The 20,139-nt window shown below is 52.0% G+C and carries 19 protein-coding genes and 1 pseudogene; 17 read left to right on the top strand and 3 right to left on the bottom strand.

The window, feature by feature from the left end:
- Positions 1-61: 61 nt before the first annotated feature.
- Together KB236_04740 and KB236_04735 are read right to left on the bottom strand one after the other, a co-directional pair.
- Complete coding sequence (locus tag KB236_04740; GenBank protein ID UIF30038.1) at positions 62-1,741, bottom strand: ribonuclease J; 1,680 nt, start codon at positions 1,739-1,741, stop codon at positions 62-64.
- On the bottom strand, positions 1,738-1,956 hold the full coding sequence (locus KB236_04735; protein ID UIF30037.1) for a DNA-dependent RNA polymerase auxiliary subunit epsilon family protein: 219 nt from the start codon (positions 1,954-1,956) through the stop codon (positions 1,738-1,740). The genes KB236_04740 and KB236_04735 overlap by 4 nt, the downstream gene beginning before the upstream one ends.
- Before the next feature lie 191 nt (positions 1,957-2,147).
- On the opposite strand from KB236_04735, the gene KB236_04730 reads away from it, so the two are divergent.
- Positions 2,148-2,645, top strand: coding sequence for a hypothetical protein (locus KB236_04730; GenBank protein UIF30036.1), 498 nt, complete (start codon positions 2,148-2,150; stop codon positions 2,643-2,645).
- Between the two features lie 72 nt (positions 2,646-2,717).
- Here the strand turns inward: KB236_04730 and def are convergent, their stop codons facing one another.
- Positions 2,718-3,278 (bottom strand): peptide deformylase, encoded by a 561-nt coding sequence (gene def / locus KB236_04725; protein UIF30035.1) that lies wholly within the window; start codon positions 3,276-3,278, stop codon positions 2,718-2,720.
- Positions 3,279-3,553: 275 nt separating this feature from the next.
- Between def and pdhA the strand changes: the two genes are divergently transcribed.
- From pdhA to KB236_04645, 16 genes and pseudogenes are all read left to right on the top strand, one after another.
- Positions 3,554-4,669 carry a pyruvate dehydrogenase (acetyl-transferring) E1 component subunit alpha gene (pdhA, locus tag KB236_04720; protein UIF30034.1) on the top strand — a complete coding sequence of 372 codons (1,116 nt, stop codon included), beginning with the start codon at positions 3,554-3,556 and terminating at the stop codon, positions 4,667-4,669.
- Between the two features lie 2 nt (positions 4,670-4,671).
- A complete protein-coding gene (locus KB236_04715) occupies positions 4,672-5,649 on the top strand; it encodes an alpha-ketoacid dehydrogenase subunit beta (protein UIF30033.1) in 978 nt (325 codons plus the stop codon).
- 80 nt (positions 5,650-5,729) lie between these two features.
- Positions 5,730-7,031 carry a 2-oxo acid dehydrogenase subunit E2 gene (locus KB236_04710; GenBank protein UIF30032.1) on the top strand — a complete coding sequence of 434 codons (1,302 nt, stop codon included), beginning with the start codon at positions 5,730-5,732 and terminating at the stop codon, positions 7,029-7,031.
- 7 nt (positions 7,032-7,038) lie between these two features.
- The gene (gene lpdA, locus KB236_04705) at positions 7,039-8,466 is read left to right on the top strand and encodes a dihydrolipoyl dehydrogenase (GenBank protein ID UIF30031.1); all 1,428 of its coding nucleotides are present in this window, start codon (positions 7,039-7,041) and stop codon (positions 8,464-8,466) included.
- Between the two features lie 264 nt (positions 8,467-8,730).
- Complete coding sequence (locus KB236_04700; protein UIF30030.1) at positions 8,731-9,636, top strand: lactate dehydrogenase; 906 nt, start codon at positions 8,731-8,733, stop codon at positions 9,634-9,636.
- Between the two features lie 3 nt (positions 9,637-9,639).
- Positions 9,640-9,936 (top strand): UPF0223 family protein, encoded by a 297-nt coding sequence (locus KB236_04695; GenBank protein ID UIF30029.1) that lies wholly within the window; start codon positions 9,640-9,642, stop codon positions 9,934-9,936.
- Between the two features lie 5 nt (positions 9,937-9,941).
- The gene (locus tag KB236_04690) at positions 9,942-10,733 is read left to right on the top strand and encodes an inositol monophosphatase family protein (protein UIF30028.1); all 792 of its coding nucleotides are present in this window, start codon (positions 9,942-9,944) and stop codon (positions 10,731-10,733) included.
- Positions 10,734-10,872: 139 nt separating this feature from the next.
- Complete coding sequence (typA, locus tag KB236_04685) at positions 10,873-12,717, top strand: translational GTPase TypA (GenBank protein ID UIF30027.1); 1,845 nt, start codon at positions 10,873-10,875, stop codon at positions 12,715-12,717.
- A 219-nt stretch (positions 12,718-12,936) separates the two neighbouring features.
- Positions 12,937-14,091, top strand: a complete 1,155-nt coding sequence (locus KB236_04680) for an FtsW/RodA/SpoVE family cell cycle protein (protein ID UIF30026.1) — start codon at positions 12,937-12,939, stop codon at positions 14,089-14,091.
- Between the two features lie 17 nt (positions 14,092-14,108).
- Positions 14,109-14,387 carry a YlbG family protein gene (locus KB236_04675; GenBank protein ID UIF30025.1) on the top strand — a complete coding sequence of 93 codons (279 nt, stop codon included), beginning with the start codon at positions 14,109-14,111 and terminating at the stop codon, positions 14,385-14,387.
- Positions 14,384-14,947: a 16S rRNA (guanine(966)-N(2))-methyltransferase RsmD gene (rsmD, locus tag KB236_04670; GenBank protein ID UIF30024.1), complete on the top strand. Its 564-nt coding sequence runs from the start codon at positions 14,384-14,386 to the stop codon at positions 14,945-14,947. The genes KB236_04675 and rsmD overlap by 4 nt, the downstream gene beginning before the upstream one ends.
- The gene (coaD, locus tag KB236_04665; protein ID UIF30023.1) at positions 14,944-15,426 is read left to right on the top strand and encodes a pantetheine-phosphate adenylyltransferase; all 483 of its coding nucleotides are present in this window, start codon (positions 14,944-14,946) and stop codon (positions 15,424-15,426) included. The genes rsmD and coaD overlap by 4 nt, the downstream gene beginning before the upstream one ends.
- Positions 15,427-15,429: 3 nt before the next feature.
- On the top strand, positions 15,430-16,476 hold the full coding sequence (locus KB236_04660; GenBank protein ID UIF30022.1) for a PDZ domain-containing protein: 1,047 nt from the start codon (positions 15,430-15,432) through the stop codon (positions 16,474-16,476).
- Positions 16,477-16,572: 96 nt separating this feature from the next.
- Positions 16,573-17,280, top strand: a complete 708-nt coding sequence (locus KB236_04655; protein UIF30021.1) for a helix-hairpin-helix domain-containing protein — start codon at positions 16,573-16,575, stop codon at positions 17,278-17,280.
- A 120-nt stretch (positions 17,281-17,400) separates the two neighbouring features.
- Entirely contained in the window at positions 17,401-17,880 is a 480-nt protein-coding gene (locus tag KB236_04650) for a ComE operon protein 2 (protein ID UIF30020.1), read from the top strand.
- A 98-nt stretch (positions 17,881-17,978) separates the two neighbouring features.
- Positions 17,979-20,136, top strand: a pseudogene (locus tag KB236_04645) (DNA internalization-related competence protein ComEC/Rec2).
- Positions 20,137-20,139 lie beyond the last annotated feature (3 nt).

The raw sequence follows: 20,139 nt of genomic DNA, 5'->3' as shown, positions 1-20,139 counted from the left end.
GATTCATCGGGAAAAAGGGCAAAAGAAAAGGGATGCCACTACAGCATCCCTTCGGTCATGACTACTTCGTCATAATAAACATGGGTAAAATCATAGGGTGACGTTCCGTCTTCGCAAAGAGGAAGTTCTGGAGGTCATCAATAACGGCGTTACGAATCGAGGCTTCGGTGGCCTTCGGATTACGCATCGCCCGGCGGATCGTCTGGAAGACGCGGCGGCGACCCTCATTTAAGAGTTCGCCGGATTCGCGCATGTAGACGAACCCACGGGAGAGCAAGTCGGGACCAGCCTTAATCTCTTGATTCTTCAGATCGATCGTGGCGACGACCACGACCAAGCCTTCTTCGGACAAGAGTTGCCGATCGCGTAAGACCACGTTACCGATGTCCCCAATCCCGGAACCGTCGATGTAAACATCACCAGCGGTAAAGTGACCAGCCACTCGGGCGGAATCTTGCGTTAAGGCCAAGACATCCCCATTTTGCAGGATGAAACTATGGTCTAACGGCACGCCACACTGTTCAGCCAACTCGGTATGAATCTTTAACATCCGGTATTCCCCATGAATCGGCATGAAGAATTTCGGTTGCATCAGCCGGAGCATCAGCTTCTGTTCTTCTTGGCCACCGTGACCAGAGGTATGGATGTTATTGACCTTACCGTGAATGACGTTGGCACCGGCTTCTTCCAGTTCGTTAATCACGCGGTTTACGGAAATCGTGTTCCCGGGGATTGGGTTACTGGAGAAGACGACGGTGTCACCGGGTTGAATCGCAATCTGACGGTGAGTTCCGTTGGCAATCCGAGAAAGAGCGGCCATGGGTTCACCTTGCGAACCGGTACATAGAATCATAACTTTTTCAGCGGGCAGGGAACGGATGGTGTTGGCATCCACTAACGCATCGTCAGGGATGTTCAAGTACCCCAGTTCACGACCGTTGACGATGGCCGCTTCCATTGAGCGACCAAAGACAGCGATCTTCCGTCCGTGAGCCAACGCAACTTCACAAGCCGTCTCGATACGCGAGATGTTGGAAGCGAACGTGGCAAAGATGACCCGGCCTTCAACTTGGTCGAAAATCTTACGAATGGATTTACCCACCCATTTTTCAGACTTCGTCCAAATTGGGCGTTCGGCATTGGTACTGTCTGACATCAGGCAGAGCACGCCTTCTTCGCCCAGCTTGGCCATCTTTTGCAGATCAGGCGGCTGGTTGGTAACCGGTGTTAAGTCGAACTTATAGTCCCCAGTTTCCACAACCGTGCCGACTGGTGTATGAACCGCAACTCCCAGCGTATCGGGAATTGAGTGGGTCGTCCGGAAGAAGGTGACACTCATCTTACGGAATTTAAGCACAGTATCATCGTCAATTGCGTGTAGTTCAGTCGATTTAAGTAATCCGTGTTCTTCAAGCTTGTTCTTAATCAAGGCTAAGGCCAAAGGACCCGCATACACTGGGACGTTCAGGGCCTTGAGCAAATACGGAATACCGCCAATATGATCTTCGTGGCCGTGGGTAATCACTAGCGCTTTGATCTTGGCTTGGTTCTCAACGAGATATTGATAATCGGGGATGACATAGTCGATCCCTAATAGTTCGTCTTCGGGAAACTTAATCCCGGCATCGATCAGGATAATTTCGTCCTGAAATTGAATGCCGTACGTATTCTTCCCGATTTCACCAAGTCCACCCACGCCAAAGATAGCGGTCTCGTTATTTTTGACGTTTAACTTGTTCATTCATTAAACTCCGTTAACTTGTAATTCGGATTCTGTTGTTCGTAAGCGAGCGTGTTGCCTTCAATCGCTTCGATGAATTCGATATTGTGTTCCGTGTGTTCCTCTACTTGGGCCCGAGCTTCAACTTCGGTGTTCGCTTCCAAGTATAGAGAATGGGTATCCTCGCGCTTAGGATTCCGCTTTTTATCGTTTTGGTAATAAACTTTATAAATCACTGACAAAACTCCTTTAACAAAATAATTTAACGCGTCAGCATTACGGCGCGTCATTGGTCCATCCGAACTGCGGGTTGCTTACACAACAATTAGCACAATTTTAGCATAGTTTCAGGCGATTGTATAGAATTACCACTGGACGGTAAAACATGCTATGATTAACCTAACGCAAAGTGAACGGAGGAGACGCCATGGCACTAATAGTAGAGATCATCATTGGGATTATCATTGCCATCGTGATATATGAAATGATTCACCGCACCATCGTCCAGCGGGCGACCCGAATTGTTCGGCGTTCTGCCCAAGACGAGACGGATGTGGCAGTCAAGGCGGCCCTCCAACGGCTGGTGAATGAAGACGTGCTGACCGAGCCCGAGTGTCAGATCGAAGCGGCGGAGACCGTCGCCGATGTGTGGGGCCGGGGGGTCATGTCGTTTGAGTATAGTTTTCCGGCCGGTTTGGACACGGAACGGCGCTTACCGGAATTGGAAGCAGCTTTCAATCAGGCGTTAGCCAGTTTCAGTGCCGACCACGATATTAAGTCGGTTGTTAGTGGCTCGGCCTTCGTGGTCAGTGACATCTGGGTCTACACGGGTGAGCTTCACCTGGACGTGGCCTATCTGATGAATGAATCAACCGTGGAATATCTTAAGGACTTAAAAAAATTGGACGATCCCGTGGTTAAGTAACTAACCTAACTGAAAAAAGGTGCGCCGCTTTCGCAGAAATTTGTGAAAGCGACGCACTCTTTTTGCAAACAATTACTCAATCATAATGGTGTCTTCAGCGCGACTGAACGGCTGATCCTTATCAATGTGATCGTAGAATAACGTCCCGTGTAAGTGGTCAATCTCGTGTTGGCACACGATTGCGGGGTAGTTCTTGAGCCGAATCTGGTGTTTTTCACCGTTGACGTCGTAGTAACGCAACGTGATGCGGTCATGACGGGGCACGAAGCCGGGCACATCCTTGTCCACGGACAGGCAACCTTCACCCTCGGTTAAAGCGCCTAGCTGAACGGATTCAGAGACGATGACCGGGTTAATGATGACATCGGTGAAGGGCGACTTGCCGTTTTCTTCTGCCGGTGGCACCAGCACGGACGCCATCTTCTTGGACACACCGACTTGGGGTGCGGCCAGACCAACGCCGGCCCGCAGACCATACTTCTTACATTGCTCGGGGTCTTGAGAGACCACTAAGTATTCCATTAAGTCTTTAGCGAGCTGTTGATCCTCTGCAGATAAGGGGAAAGTGACTTCTGCCGCTTCCTTACGCAGTACGGGATCGCCATCTCTGACAATATCTTTCATGAGAAACAAGAGCATTACCTCCGCAAATTATTCATAACTACCAACTATTTTAACATAACAAGCGCTCAAAATGAAATGAAAGAAAACGCTTTCCGTACATTTAAAATAACGAAAGCTGATAATCACAAGCGTCGCGGAATATTTCACACTAAACCTTTATTTACGTTAATGAAAGGGCTTGCAACGGTTGTGAAAAAATGGTACTTTAGGGGTGTAGTCAGGAAACGCAACGTTAACTCACTCTTGTTAACAATTTCATATCAAGTGAAAGGAAAGTGTTACTTATGGCTAATGGAAGCAAACAGATTGTAGACTTTGCCAAAATCAAAGCTACGATGGCCGACCCATATAAGCACCCGGTGCAAGTCATTGACCGGGAAGGGAAGGTTGTTGATCCAGACACGTTGGCAAAATATTCAGATGACCAACTTGTTGACTTCATGAAGAAAATGGTTTGGGAGCGTACGTTACACGAACAAACAATGAACTTCTCCCGTCAGGGTCGCCTCGGTTTCTATGCTCCAACTGCCGGTGAGGAAGCCAGTGAAATGGGAAGTGTGACTGCATTTAAGGAAAATGACTTCCTGTTACCTGCTTACCGTGATTTACCACAAATGATTCAGCACGGTACAACTGTTGCAAAGGGTTTCTTATGGTCTAAGGGCCATGTTGAAGGAAACCAACATGAAAATCCAAACATGCTTTTCCCACAAATTATTATCGGTGCCCAATACGTTGAAACTGCCGGCGTAGCCCTGGGGATCAAGAAGAACGGCGACGAAGATCGCGTTGCTTTTGTCTACACCGGTGATGGTGGGACGTCACAAGGGGACTGGTATGAAGGGGTTAACTTCACCAGTGCCTTCCAAGCACCAGCCGTATTCTTCGTTCAAAACAATGGTTGGGCCATTTCCGTACCACGTTATAAGCAAACGGGTGCTGAAACCTTAGCCCAAAAGGCGGTTGCCATGGGTGTTCCTTCCGTTCAAGTTGACGGGATGGATATTGTGGCCGTTCACGAAGTTTCTAAAGCTGCCCGTGAATTTGCCGCTGCTGGTAACGGTCCAGTTGTGATTGAAACCTTAACTTACCGTTATGGTGCCCACTCTTCAGCGGGTGATGATCCTTCTCGTTACCGGACGAAGGAAGAAGAAAAGCCTTGGTTCGATGCCGATCCACTGATTCGGATGCGGAAAGTCTTAACGGACAAGGGCGTTTGGTCACAAGATCAAGAAGACAAGTTAGTCGACGAATACAAAGACCAATTTAAGGAAGCAATGAAGGAAGCAGAAGCTGCCCCAGCACAAAAGGTTTCCGACTTCCTGAAGTGGACTTACAATGTTCCTACTCCAGCGGTTAAGAAGCAAATTGCAGAATTCGAAGCAAAGGAGTCGAAGTAATCATGGCTAAAATGACGTATATTAAAGCGATCACTTCTGGTCTGGATCAAGTCTTAAACGACGATCCCAAGACTTTGATCTTCGGTGAAGATGTTGGTAAAAACGGTGGTGTCTTCCGGACCACGGTTGGTCTGCAAGACAAATATGGTGAAGACCGGGTCTTCGATACCCCATTGGCCGAATCCGGGATTTTAGGGTTAGCCATCGGGTTGTCACTGACCGGTTGGCGGCCAATTCCAGAAATCCAATTCATGGGATTCACGTTCGAAGCCATGGATGGGATTGTTGGCCAATTAGCGCGTGACCACTACCGGTTCGGTGGCCAGAAGAACTTCCCAGTTACTGTTCGGACACCATTTGGTGGGGGGACGCATACCGCCGAAATGCACGCCGATAACTTGGAAAACTACTTCACCAGTACCCCTGGTCTGCGGGTTGTAACCCCAGCCAATCCATACGATGCGAAGGGCTTAATCATCTCCGCTGTGGAGAGTGACGATCCCGTTCTGTTCATGGAAAACTTGAAGCTTTACCGGTCAATGAAGGATGAAGTGCCAGATGAAAAGTACACGGTTCCGCTAGATTCCGCTAAAGTGGTTCGCGAAGGTACGGATGTGACCATCGTGGCTTACAGTGCAGAAGTTAACGAATCTCTGACCGCTGCCGATGCCTTGGCTAAGGACAACATCTCAGCCGAAGTCATTGACCTGCGTTCACTGTCACCAATTGACACGGACACCATCTTCGCTTCCATCGACAAGACGCACAAGGTTGTTGTCGTTCAAGAAGCACAACGGATGGCCGGTGTTGGTGCCGTTGTGGCCTCCGACATTGCCGAAGAAAAGATCATGTCCTTGGATGCGCCAATTGGTCGGGTAGCTGCGCCAGATAGCGTTTACCCATTTGCCCAAGCTGAAAACGATTGGATTCCAAATGCCGATGACGTTGAAGCCAAGGTCCGTGAAATCGTTAACTATTAAAATGTAACCGCTCTATTAATAAAATGATAAAACTCGATGTGGGAACATCCTGCATTAAATGAAAGAAAGGAAGTTTTCCCATGGCTTATACGTTCAAACTCCCTGAGCTTGGTGAAGGAATGGCTGAAGGTGAAATTTCTTCATGGCTTGTTAAAGAAGGAGACGCCGTTAAGGAAGACGACACGTTAGTCGAAATCCAAAACGATAAGTCTGTTTCGGAATTACCATCACCCGTTGATGGTACGATTTCAAAGATTGTCGCACAAGAGGGGGATACCGTTGAAATCGGTGATCCACTGATTGTGATTGACGATGGTTCGGATACACCACCTGACTTAGGCAAGGGTGGCGACGAAGCTCCAGCTGAAGAGACTGCACCAGCTGAAGAACCAGCCGCCGCAGCACCTGCACCAGCTGCTGCGCCAACCGGGGTACCGGCTGCCGCTGATCCAAATAAGCTGGTCATGGCGATGCCATCTGTTCGGCAATATGCTCGCGATAAGGGTGTTGACATCACGCAGGTTGCCCCAACCGGGAACCACGGTCAAGTCTTGAAGGCTGATATCGACAACTTTAACGGTGCTGCTGCCCCAGCTGCTGAAAAGGCTGCGCCAGCCGCTCCAGCTGCTGCCAAGGCAACGGGTCAGGCAATCAAGCCTTGGAACGCGGATCGGCCAGAACTGGAAACTCGGGAACCAATGTCGCCTATGCGGAAGATTATCGCCAAGAGTATGCGGACTTCCAAGGACATTGCGCCACATGTTACTTCATTTGACGAAGTTGAAGTTTCAGCTTTGATGGCTAACCGGAAGAAGTACAAGCAAGCCGCTGCCGACAAGGGCATTCATTTGACCTTCTTACCATACATCGTTAAGGCTTTAGTCGCCGTCATGAAGGACTTCCCAGAACTGAACGCCTCCATTGACGACACCACCCAAGAGATTGTGACGAAGCACTACTACAACATTGGGATTGCCACCAACACGGACCACGGTCTGTATGTGCCAAACATCAAGAACGCGGATTCCAAGGGTATGTTTGAAATCGCTAAGGAAATTAGTGAAAACACCCAAGCTGCTTACGATAACAAGTTGTCACCAGCATCCATGGCCGGTGGTTCCATTACCATCAGTAACGTTGGATCTATCGGTGGCGGCTGGTTCACGCCAGTTATTAACCAACCTGAAGTCGCTATTCTGGGGGTTGGCCGGATTGAAAAGGCACCTTACGTCAACGAAGATGGCGACATCGTGGTTGGCCGGATGCTGAAGCTCTCCATGAGTTACGATCACCGTTTGATCGACGGGGCCTTAGCTCAAAATATCTTAAACGAAATGAAAGCATTGCTTCATGATCCAGAAATGCTCTTAATGGAAGGATGACAGAAATATGGCAGATGTTGAAAAAAAGGATACCGTCATCATTGGTGCCGGCCCCGGTGGCTACGTTGCCGCAATTCGGGCTTCTGAATTAGGCCAAAAGGTAACTTTGGTTGAAAAATCCGATACGCTGGGCGGTGTCTGCCTGAACGTTGGTTGTGTGCCTTCCAAAGCGCTGATCCAAGCGGGTCATCGGTTAGAACAAGCCAAGGATGGTTCCACTTACGGGATTTCGACGAGTTCGGCTGAGATCGACTTCAAGAAAACCCAAGACTGGAAGCAAAAGAAGGTTGTCGACCGGATGACCAGTGGGGTTAAGATGCTGATGAAGAAGCATCACGTTGACGTGGTCAATGGTGAAGCGGTCTTCTTGAGCGATACCCAACTGCGGGTGATGCCAACTGGTGAGAAGCAATTTATGTCGACGGATACGGGCCAAACCTTCGAATACAATAATATTATTATTTCGACGGGGAGTCACCCAATCGAAATCCCTGGATTCAAGTTTGAAGGCCGGGTCATTGACTCGACCGGTGGGCTCAACTTGCCAGAGATTCCCAAAGAATTCGTCGTCATCGGTGGCGGTTACGTCGGGACCGAATTAGCGGGCGCATACGCTAGTCTGGGTGCTCACGTCACCATCATTGAAGGAACACCATCCATCCTGCCTAACTTTGAAAAGGATATGGTCTCCGTTGTCCTGAAGAACTTGAAGAAGAAGGGCGTTGATGTGATTACCAGCGCTATGGCCAAGAGCTCAAAGCAAGACGACAACAGTGTCGACGTGACCTACTCTGTTGATGGCAAGGAAACCACGATCAAGGCAGACTACTGCATGGTGACGGTTGGCCGGAAGCCGAACACGGATGACTTGGGCTTGGAATACACCAAGGTTAAGTTAAACGATCACGGTCAGATCGAAGTCGACAACCAAGGTCGGACGGCTTCAGAACACATCTGGGCCGTTGGGGACGTTGTTCCTGGCGCCGCATTGGCTCACAAGGCCTTTGCCGAAGCCAAGACGGCTGCTGGCGCTATTGCCGGTAAGAAGACGGCCAACGACTGGCTGAGTGTGCCGGCCGTATGTTTCGCCGACCCTGAATTGGCGACGGTGGGCTACACCCAAGCCGAAGCCAAGGACAAGGGTATCAAGGTGAAGACCGCGAAGTTCCCATTCGCTGGGAATGCTCGGGCCGTTTCTCTGGACGCACCTGAAGGCTTCGTTCGCTTCGTCTACACCGATGATGACAACAAGAACATTGTCGGTGCCCAAGCGGTTGGTCCCGAAGTCAGCACGATGACGGGTGAATTATCCTTAATCGTGAATGGCGGTTTGAACGTCGAGGATGTGGCGTTGACGATTCACCCACATCCAACGTTAAACGAACCAATCCAAGAAACTGCGGACATTGCTTTAGGGTTCCCAACCCACGTCTAAAGCGACTTGTGACAACTCTATGGTTACGAAGAAAGGCGACTCCCATTGTGGAGGCGCCTTTTTTCGTGGGAGCGGGAGTTCTAGCTTGCTATCCGGCGGGGTTCACTTATAATGGGATTATGTGGTTATTTTTGACGGCAGTTAGCCGGAGCCGCCTCTAATATGGGGAGGTTGCGGCCTTAAACCAGCGGCCAGATCGCCTGCAACCCGAATTCAGCGGTCACGGTCAGCTACCTATCGTTTTTGGTACAAGGAGGGTCACCCATGAAACCAACGTTATTGATTCAGGGAAATTTTGATCAGGCCAGTCAGCTGTTGCACCAGCTACTGGTGACGGATTTACCGCTAGATTGTGTGGTGATGCCCAACACCACGGACGATACGCCACGCTATCAACCCTTGGTCGTCGCGAGTGCCTTGTGCCCGCGGCTGACGATCCGAGTTGGGACCGCCGCTGACTATGGTCAGGCGACCTGGCTGATGGTTCTCGACCGCGAAACGGTGGAGACACCGGTCGCCAACATGGTGGCGGAGTTGCGCCTACTGATGAAGCGCATTGTGGAGAATGGCTTCAACGGTCAGCTGATCTTTTCCGGGAAGCAGGACGAGATTTTGACCTACTTTGCGTGGAAATTCTCGGGATTGCCCGCCAGTCAAATCTGGGGGCTAGGAACCTACCCCTTGACGCGGCTGTTGACCTATCGACTGGCCGAACGACTGGGGGTCGGGGCTGCCGTGATTCAGGCGACGGTGGTCGGAACGGCACAGACGCCGATTGTGGCTTGGAGCCGAACTTACGTGGGTCCCGCCCCCTTACTTATGTACTTAGCCAATGCGGATGCCGATTTTGATGCCGATGACTTGGGCAAGATGAGCACGTGGTTGACGCGTGAAGCCGCCGAACAGCAGGGGACCTTGCGTGACTTGGCGATTATTCGCTTGCTACAGGCCACCTTGTCCGATCAGCCGGTTATTGCGGCAGTGACCAACATTCATGAGGAAGAGCCGGCCTTTGCGGCTGCCTCACCGGTACTGGTGGGAGCCAAGGGCATTCGGCATTTAACCAATCTGGTCTTATCTGAAGACGAGCAACAGGACTACGCCGCCCAGATTGCGGCGATTCGTGAGCAGATTGCCACGATAGAAGCACAACAAACGGAGGGGAAATAACGCGTGACACAATCATCAAGTAACTATGAATATCCATTGCAGGCCGACTGGTCGACCGCAGACATTGTCGCGGTAACCACGCTGTATCAGCGCGTGGAGGATGCCTATGAGCTGAATCAGGGGGTGCCCGCAGATGTTTTGCTGGCAGCTTACCGGGGTTTTCAGCAGGTTGTTCCGCAAAAGTTCGAAGAAAAGCAGTTGGGACGGGAATTTGAACAGGCTTCCGGCTACAGCATTTATCGGACGGTTAAGCAGGCCCGCGAACAGGGTGGCCGGATTAAGATGAAAGGGGCGCGTTAAGCGTTATGGCAGAAGATTGGCAACAGGTAGCACGGGATGTTTCGGCACTCTTACGAGAAGGGCGGCGGCAGGTCATTGCGAAGATGGCCGGTCCGATGACGGTCAGTGAAAAGACCAGTCGGAAGGATTTAGTGACCAACATTGACAAGAGTAACGAACAATTTTTGATTGAAGGTATTCGGCATTTAGATCCCACGGCCAAGGTTTTAGGAGAAGAAGGCTTTGGTGATCAGCTGACCAGTCTGGACGGGCGTGTCTGGATTGTGGACCCGATCGATGGGACCATGAACTTTGTGAAGCAACACGACAACTTCGCCATGATGATTGGGATCTACCAAGATGGCGTCGGGCAATTGGGCTTCATCTATGACGTGATGAATGACGTCTTGTACGCCGGTGGTCCCGCCGTTGATGGGGTCTGGGCCAACGATCAACAGCTCAGTGCACCGGCGAACATTGCCTTAGCCGATGGCCTGATTGGCGCCAGTGCTCCGCTCGTGGTCCATGACGTCGCGCACATGCAGAAGATTGTGCACGATAGCGCAGGGATGCGAATTTACGGGAGTGCCGGCATTGAAATGATTAACGTTCTTCTGGGGAAGACGCTCGGATACATTTCCTATCTGAAGCCGTGGGACATTGCGGCCGGTCAAGTTATGCTAAACTTTTTGGGTGTTCGGGTCTCAACCATTGACGGCCAGCCGCTCAATATGCTATCATCTAACCTTGTACTAGTAGCGACGGAAAAAGCGCAACGTGATATTCTCCAAATTGAAGAAGATGACGTCTCACTGTGACACGGTCACAGTTTTTTTATGCGGCCGGTCGGTACAGATGGACTTTATTAATCAATCACGCTACAATAAGCGTACTTACTGACGACGTAAGCATGCCGTGATCCATCTAATTCAACAAGCACGAAAGGAAGAAATACACTTGAAATTCAGAGATGATATCCGTAACATTGCCATCATTGCCCACGTTGACCACGGGAAAACGACCCTGGTTAACGAAATGCTTAAACAATCCGATACGTTAGACGAACACACGTCCATTGGCGACCGCGCCATGGATACTAACGCCATCGAAAAGGAACGGGGAATTACGATCCTGTCCAAGAACACTGCTGTGCGTTACGGCGACAAGCAAATCAACATCTTGGATACCCCAGGACATGCTGATTTCGGTGGTGAAGTTGAACGGATCATGCGCATGGTCGACGGCGTTTTGCTCGTTGTCGATGCTTACGAAGGCACGATGCCCCAAACCCGCTTCGTTTTGAAGAAGGCTTTGGACCAACACTTAACCCCAATCGTGGTTATCAACAAGGTTGACCGTGAAGGCGCTCGTCCTTCCGAAGTCGTTGATGAAGTCTTAGACCTCTTCATCGAATTAGGTGCTGACGAAGACCAATTGGACTTCCCAGTGGTTTACGCCTCAGCAATGAACGGGACGTCTAGCTACGATCCAGAATTGGACACGCAAGAACACACGATGAAGCCAGTCTTTGACACCATCGTTAAGCACATCCCAGCGCCAATCGACAATACGGACGAACCTTTACAGTTCCAAGTTGCCATGTTGGACTACAACGACTTCGTGGGTCGGATCGGGATTGGCCGGATCTTCCGTGGGAAGGTTAAAGTCGGCGATAGCGTTACCGTTATGAAGTTGGACGGCTCCAAGCAAAACTTCCGGGTGACCAAGTTATTTGGTTACTTCGGTCTGAAGCGTTTGGAAATCAAGGAAGCCCAAGCGGGTGACTTGATTGCCGTTTCCGGGATGGATGAAATCAACGTTGGTGAAACGGTGGTTGCACCTGACACGTTGGAACCACTTCCAATCTTACGGATTGACGAACCAACGCTGCAAATGACTTTCCGGACCAACGACTCACCATTTGCCGGTCGCGAAGGGAAGTTCGTGACGTCTCGTCAATTGGAAGAACGCTTGAAGCGTGAACTCCATACCGACGTTTCCTTACGAGTTGACGACACCGATAACCCTGGTGCCTGGATTGTTTCCGGTCGTGGTGAACTTCACTTGTCCATCTTGATCGAAACGATGCGTCGTGAAGGCTACGAATTACAAGCTTCTCGTCCAGAAGTTATCTACAGAACAATTGATAACGTGCGTTGCGAACCATTTGAATCCGTTCAAATCGACACGCCTGACGAATACACCGGTTCAATCATTGATACCTTGTCACAACGTAAGGGTGAAATGAAGAACATGGAAGCCGTTGGTAACGGTCAAACTCGTTTGACCTTCTTGGCCCCATCACGTGGATTAATCGGTTACTCAACCGAATTCTTATCCTTAACGCGTGGTTACGGGATCATGAACCATACCTTCTCCAAGTACCTGCCAGTTATCAAGAACTGGAACCCTGGTCGTCACAACGGGACTCTGGTTTCCATCAACTCTGGTAAGGTAACGACGTACGCCATCATGGCCGTTCAAGACCGTGGGACCATCTTCACTGAAGCTGGGACTGAAGTGTACGAAGGGATGATCATTGGCCAAAACAGCCGAGATAACGATATCTCCGTTAACATCACGCGTGGCCGGAACCAAACCAACGTCCGGGCCGCCGGTTCTGAAGATATTGCCAAGGTTAAGACGCCATTGAAGATGTCTCTGGAAGAATCACTGGAATTCATCAACGAAGATGAATACTGTGAAATCACCCCAGAACACGTTCGTCTGCGGAAGCAAATTCTGAACACCAGCGAACGGGAAAAGGCTGCCAAGAAGCGGAAGACCGCTGCACGGAAGTAATTTCTAAAATTTAATTTAAATCTGAACCGGTCATTTTCGTGGGTAACTGCGAGAATGGCCGGTTTTTGGTGTCACCAGGTGGCTGTTGGCGTGATGGTTCGGGCGGAGAAACGGTAGAAGCGAGAATCCCAGTTTATCATTTGCTTAAGCGGAAGCTATGCTATAATATAAACATTCGATTACCGTTTACGGACGGTAGACTTGGAGCGAGTAAACCGTATGCGAAAGTTAAAATATTTAGACTACTGGCTGTTTGTACCCTACATCATTTTGAGCCTATTCGGGGTTGTCATGGTGTACTCCGCCAGCGCCGACATAGGTGCTCAAAATGGGGGAAGTCCTGGTAGTTATTTAGTCAAGCAACTGATGTTTGTGATTTTGGGATTGGTCATCTATACCTTTATGGTAATGATGAATCTGAATAAACTCCGCGACAAGCGCGTCCTCAAGTATGCCAGCATTCTGGCGGTGTGTTCGTTGCTGTTCCTGATCGTGATCGGGAAGACCATTAATGGGGCGGCCGGCTGGATTCGATTGGGGCCAATTAGCATCCAACCCGCGGAATTTGTGAAATTTTACCTGATCGTCTGGTTGGCGCACATCATTGACCGGCGACAGGATGCCATTGCCCTTGAAGGATGGTGGGCCGTCATGTTACGGCCGGTCGGGATTAGTGCGGTCCTGATTGGGCTAATCTTTATTCAACCCGATTTAGGGGGGGCGGCCATTAATGCCAGCATTGTCTTCGTGATGTTACTGGCCAGTGGCTTTAACTGGCGGCGGGCGATTGCCTATTTCCTGTTGGCTTTGTTTGTGGTGATTGGCCTCATCTTTCCACTGGCAATCAAGGTTTCGGAGTTGGGCTTTGCCAAGAATATTTACCAACTCCAGCGGGTGGTGGCCTTTGTGGACCCCTTCAAGCATTCGCAGGGGGTCGGTCAACAGCTGGTTAATTCCTATTACGCCCTGAGTAACGGGGGCATCTTCGGTGTGGGTTGGGGCAATAGTATTCAGAAAACTGGGTACTTGCCTGAGCCCAACACCGACTTCATCATGGCGATTCTGGCCGAGGAACTGGGTCTGATCACGGCACTAGCGGTGATTAGTCTGCTGTTCTTGATCATTGTTCGCACGGTCTTGGTCGGCATTCGGAGTCATTCGGGTTACCACGCCTTGATTTGTTACGGCGCGGCGACCTACTTGACGGTCCAGACCCTCTTTAACCTGGGGGGTGTCCTGGGCTTGCTGCCGATTACCGGGGTTACGTTCCCATTTATTAGTTACGGGGGGTCCAGTACCTGGACGTTAGCCCTCGTGATGGGGGTCGTGATGAATATTAGTGCTCGGCAGAAACGCTACCGGGCAACGCATTAAGTGAGGAGGTTCTAGCGATGGCATTTGAAATCCAACCACGACAGAGTCTGATCGTGTATACGTATAGCTTGAAACAAACGCGCCAACTGAAGCGCTACGGCACCGTGATGTACGTCTCTAAAAAAATGCGTTACGTGGTGTTGTACGTCAACAAGGAGGAAGTCCCCACGTTGACGGATCAGTTGAATCATTTACGCTTTGTAAAACGGGTCGTGGCATCAGAACGGCCAGCAATCAACGAAACTTTTAACGGCGTCGCGGAAGAGATGGCGGCGGCAAAGGATGATGATGAATGAGAATTGTAGCAGGTGATTTTGGTGGCCGTCGGTTAAAGGCGGTGCCGGGGATGGCCACGCGGCCGACGACGGATAAGGTTAAAGAAGCCTTGTTCAACATTATTGGCCCGTACTTTGATGGCGGCCGGAGTCTGGACCTCTTTGCGGGGTCGGGAGGGCTGAGCATCGAGGCCGTGTCACGCGGTGTCGCTAAGGCCGTGCTGATTGATAAGCAGTACGCGGCCATCAAGACGATTAAGGATAACGTGGCCGTGACCAAGGCCCCCGAGCGGTTTGAAATCCTAAAGCGCGACGCCAACCGCGCCATTAAGGAATTGGCCGGTCGTGGTGATCAGTTTAATCTGGTCTTTTTTGACCCGCCCTATGCCTTACAGAAGATTGCCGAACAGATGGCAACATTACGTGAGCTGAAGCTCTTGGCACCCGGGGCGCGGGTAATCTGTGAAACGGATCAGAACGCCCAATTACCGGATGAATTGCCCGGTTTTGACCTCGTGGAGCGTCGTGATTACGGCATCACGGAGCTGACTATCTATGCGTTGGGAAGTGATCCAGCATGACTATCGCAGTCTTTCCTGGAAGCTTTGATCCCTTGACCAACGGCCACTTGGATCTCATCCAACGGGCCAGCCGTCTCTTCGATCAACTAGTGGTCGCCGTGGGGCAGAACACGTCGAAACGGGGGGTCTTCACGGCCAGTGAGCGGGTTGCTTTTATTGAGGCGGAGACCCGCGATCTGCCAAACGTCTCCGTTCAGGTCGAAACCGGTCTGACGGTGGACTTCGTGCGGTCGGTTCACGCCACGGTTCTGGTGCGCGGCCTCCGCAACGGCACGGACTTTGAATTTGAACAGGGGATTGCCGGCATGAACCGGACGCTAGACGATCAGATTGACACAATCTTCCTGATGGCGGCGCCCAAGTATCAGTTTGTTTCCTCCAGTCTGCTCAAGGAAGTGGCCCAGTTCGGTGGTGACCTGACGCAGTTGGTTCCTCCTGCCGTGGCGCGCGGTCTCCGCGAGCGATTGGAGCGTGACTAGCGCATGTGGAAATTAACCCGTAAACAGTGGTGGCAGGTCATCGGGACGGCGATTGCGGCGTTGGCCGTGCTCGCTTTCTTCTTTCTGCCGTTGCCCAAGTACATCGAGGGGCCTGGCGAGGCAGATAATCTTAAGACCTTCGTCAAGATGCCGGGTCATCCGGATAAGAACAGCGGTAAATACATGATTACGTCGGTGGCGTTGGCACAAGCGCGACCGGCGACGTATTTATATGCGAAACTCAACTCGTACTACAGCATCGAAAGCGTGGATGACGTCACGGGTGGGCAGAGTAATGCCACCTATGACAAGGTCCAGGATTTTTATATGCAAAGCGCCATCAATGAATCCATTTATACCGCGTATAAGGCCGCACATAAACCGGTCACGCGGCAGTATCTGGGGATTTACGTGTTGAGTGTGGATGCCAAGTCGCCGTTTGCCCACCAGTTGAAGGTTGGTGACACGGTGACCCGGGTTAATGGTCGTCATTTTAATACGATGACTGGGTATCAGCAGTACATTCAGCGCCAAAAGGTGGGGTCTAAAGCGACCATCACTTACCGGCATAACGGGAAGACGCATACGGCCACTCAGAAGCTGATGCGCCTGCCGACCAAGAAGGCGGGCATTGGTATCACGCTGACCGATAACGTCAAGGTGAAGGCCCGGCCTAAGGTCACGGTGGACGCCGGTAACATTGGAGGTCCGTCCGGTGGGCTGATGTTTAGCCTGCAGATCTATACGCAGGTGACCGGGCAGAATCTCCGTCACGGCAAGAAAGTGGCCGGAACGGGGACAATTGATGCGAACGGTGATGTGGGCGAGATTGGTGGTATTGATAAGAAGATTATCGCGGCCAAACGCGCAGGGGCCACGGTCTTCTTCGCACCGTACGTCAAACCATCGAAGTTGTTACTCAAGTACGAGGAACAACACAAGACCAATTACCAGTTGGCAAAGGCCACGGCGAAGAAGTATGCGCCGAACATGAAGGTTGTTCCGGTCAAGTCCTTTAACGACGCGGTTCACTACCTTAAAACTCATTAAGTCAGGATTCCTCTTTGAAAAAAGGGGAATTTTTTTGCGTTTTTTGAAAATATTTTACTTCTGATTGCGGAGTTAAGGTGAAAGGGGGTAGATGACATGCAACAGGTGATGATGTGGTGGCGCGGCTTATCCCGCCGTTATCAGGTGATGGTGGGGGGTGGCATACTCTTGGTGGCCGGATTGATTGTGTGGGGTAGTTTTGTCGTGAGCCGACCGGCACCGGCGGCCTTACCCGCTACGGTGCCCACGCAACCGGTCGCTCAGAGTCAGTCCAGCCACACGGCAACCGTGGGGTCAAGTCTGGCTAGTCAGGTCAGTCATCACGATACCCGGGTCTTTGTGGATGTTCAGGGGGCGGTCGCTCACCCGGGGCTGTATCAGTTTGCCGCCGAAATGCGGGTAGCGGATGCGATTAAGGCCGCTGGTGGGCTGACGGCTAAGGCGGATCGACGCCAAGTCAATCTGGCGAGTCGGCTGACGGATCAACAACAGCTCACAATTCCACAGAAGGGTGAGCACCCAGCGACGGCAACCAGTGGTTCGGCATCGGCTGCTGCAGGGCAAACGGGGGCACACAGTGGGTCGGCGGCAGCTAAGAGCGGCGAATCAGCGACCGTGGTGAACCTCAACACGGCAACGGTAGCCGACCTTCAGCAGTTAACCGGGGTCGGCGAGAAGAAGGCACAGAAGATTGTCGACTACCGGACGGCCCACGGGTCTTTTCAGACGGTGAAGGACTTGGCGCAGGTGCCGGGATTTGGCGAGAAGACGGTTGCCAATTTGCAAGATCAATTGACTACTTAGGTAGCGGTTGTGTTGATTTGAAAATGGGTATCGTGAAATTGACGGCGTAGGTGTAAGCTTATTAAAGTTAGACGACGGTCAACTGGCCGGACGCAGAAAAGAAGAAATGGGGACTTGACGATGCAACGAGAACGAATTCCTTGGGATCAATATTTTATGCTTCAAGCGTTGGTGATTTCGACACGAAGCACGTGTAACCGGCTTTCGGTCGGGGCGACGTTGGTTCGGGATAAACGGATTATTGCTGCCGGATACAACGGCTCGGTGTCGGGAGATGACCACTGCCTAGACGAGGGTTGCTACCTCGTGGACGGTCATTGCGTGCGAACAATTCATGCCGAGATGAATGCCATTCTACAGTGTGCGAAGTTTGGCGAGGCCACGGATGGCGCAGAGATTTACGTCACGGATTTCCCGTGTTTGCAATGCACCAAGATGTTGCTGCAGGCGGGGATTCGGAAGATTACCTACATGCGAAATTACCACAACGATCCCTACGCGCAGAAGCTGATTGCGCTGAAACACGTGGAATTAAACCAAGTTCAAGTCGACCCACAATTGCTGACTCAGCTGTCCTTCGACCAACCTAAACGCGATTAGTGACCAATCACTGGTTATTCGTGGCGTTACCGTTGGCCGCCTTGAGTGTGAGCTTGGGCGGCCATCCGGTGGCGGGAAGTTTACTGTTGCTACTTGCGTTGAGTCGCGTTGTGGCCCTACGCCAGCGCCAGACTTTGCTGGTAACGTTGGGTATGTTACTGGTGCTTGGTGGTTATTTGGGATGGCAACATTACCGGATAGCCCAGCAACAAATCTCACCGTTTCACGCGACGACCGCGACCTTAGCCGTGCGCTTTCGACCCGACGCGTTGACCTTTCATGGGGCGAGCTATGCCTTGGTGGCGAGGAATCAAGCGACCGGGGAACCCGTGCTGATTCATGGTTGGGCCGAGTCCGCGGTCGACTTACATCAGTTGCAGCAACTCCGCCGACCGCAAGTCTGGCAGCTCACCGGCCAGCAGAGCGGGATTCTGCCGGCGACCAATTTTAATCAGTATGACGCCGCCGATTATTGGGCGCACCGGGGCATCACCAAGACCATCAAGGTGAGTCACCGCGATCGCCAGTCTGTGGCGCCAACCACGCCGCTGACTTGGTTTGGCGATTGGTGGCACGGGTGGCGGGTTCGGCTCATTCGTTACTGTGAGCGTTTGCCGGGGGCCTTGCGGGTCTATGCCTTAGGGTTATTACCCGGGAGTCGGGCGGTGGAGGCGACCCAGGAGCTTCAGGGGATGAAAACGCTGGGGTTGCTGCACCTCTTCTCCATCTCGGGCTTACACGTGGCACTGCTACTCACCGCCATTGAATGGTTGTGTGTGCACTTACGTCTGCAACGCGAACACTGGGAGTGGGGACTGTTACTGGGCTTACCGGGCTACGTGATCCTGGCTGGCGGTGGTAGTGGCGTCCTGCGTGCGTGTTTGATGCGGGGCATTCAGCTCGGCGGCCATAAACTTCGACTCAAGGTCACCGGCCTAGATGCCTGGGCCGGCGCACTGATGGTCGGGCTGGTCGTGAATCCCGGCTTACTCTTTGAGCTGGGGAGTCAGTTGAGTTACGGGCTTTCACTGGGGCTGGTTTTGCTGGCCCGCGAGTCGGGCTGGTGGCGGCAAATTGGCCTGACCTTACTGGGCCTACCGAGCTTACTCAACGGCATTTTTCAGTGGCATACGCTGACAATTCTGGCCAACGTGATCCTGGTGCCGTTGTTTCCGCTGATCATGTTTCCCCTCACGCTAGTTGGCGTGGTCGGCTTCTCCTGGTGGCCCACGCTCAGTCGTTGGAGTGCCCAGATATTGGGCAGTTTGGACGGTGTTTTGGCTGGGCTAGCCGAGCTCCCCCGGTAATGTCAGCTTTGGCAAGCCTTGGTGGTGGGTCTGCTGGCTGTGGCTGGCCGCTAGCTGGTGGCTGCTTAGTCGACCACCAGCGCAGCGTCGGCGGTGGTTGTGGGGCCTGTTGGCCAGTTATGGCGTGATGTATGGCTTGATTCATGCCCCGTTACACGGGGAGGTGGCCTATTTTGATGTGGGACAGGGCGATAGTATCCTACTGCGAACGCCGTTTAATCGTCGGATTTCATTGATCGATACCGGGGGTCGCTTGGCCTTTCCCCAGCCGAAATGGGTACCAGCCACGCCGCATAGCTACGGGGCCACGTACACCAACATTAATTACCTTCGTAGCCGTGGCATTGACCATGTGGACGACCTGTATCTGACGCATCACGATGCCGATCACATCGGCGATCTTCCGGCGTTTCTCAAGGAACTGCGGGTTAAGCGGCTCCTGGTGCCGGCGGGGATGGAACAAGAACCGCAGTGGCAGCATTTAATTCGCCAGAGTCGGTGGCCCACGGTGGTCCAGCCCATTCGGATTGGAAGCGCGGTGCCACTCACAGTGCGCCATCCCTATGAGGCGGCGCCAGCCGAAAACGCCAATTCATTGGCGTTGCAGGGGGACTTCGGTGGGCTGAACTTTCTGTTCATGGGCGATCTCGATCAGGCCGGTGAACAGAAAATCTTGGCCGACCACCCACAGCTCCGAACGGACGTGTTAAAATTAGGACATCACGGGAGTAAGACAGCCAGTGCACCGGCCTTCATTCAACAGTTGCGACCGCGCTGGGCAGTGATCTCGGCCGGTCATCAGAACCGTTACGGTCATCCGCACGCGGAGACCCTAGCGACGCTACAGGCCGCTCAGGTGCCGACGGTCAGTACGCAAACCAGTGGGATGATTCGTTACGTCTATACGGGCAACCACGGGCGCTGGCAGACTAAATTAAAAGGGGAATAAAGC

The sequence above is a fragment of the Levilactobacillus brevis genome (assembly GCA_021383565.1).
Taxonomy (GTDB): domain Bacteria; phylum Bacillota; class Bacilli; order Lactobacillales; family Lactobacillaceae; genus Levilactobacillus; species Levilactobacillus brevis_B.
Note: the sequence above shows the minus strand (reverse complement) of the source record. Positions and strands in the feature narration are given on the sequence as shown.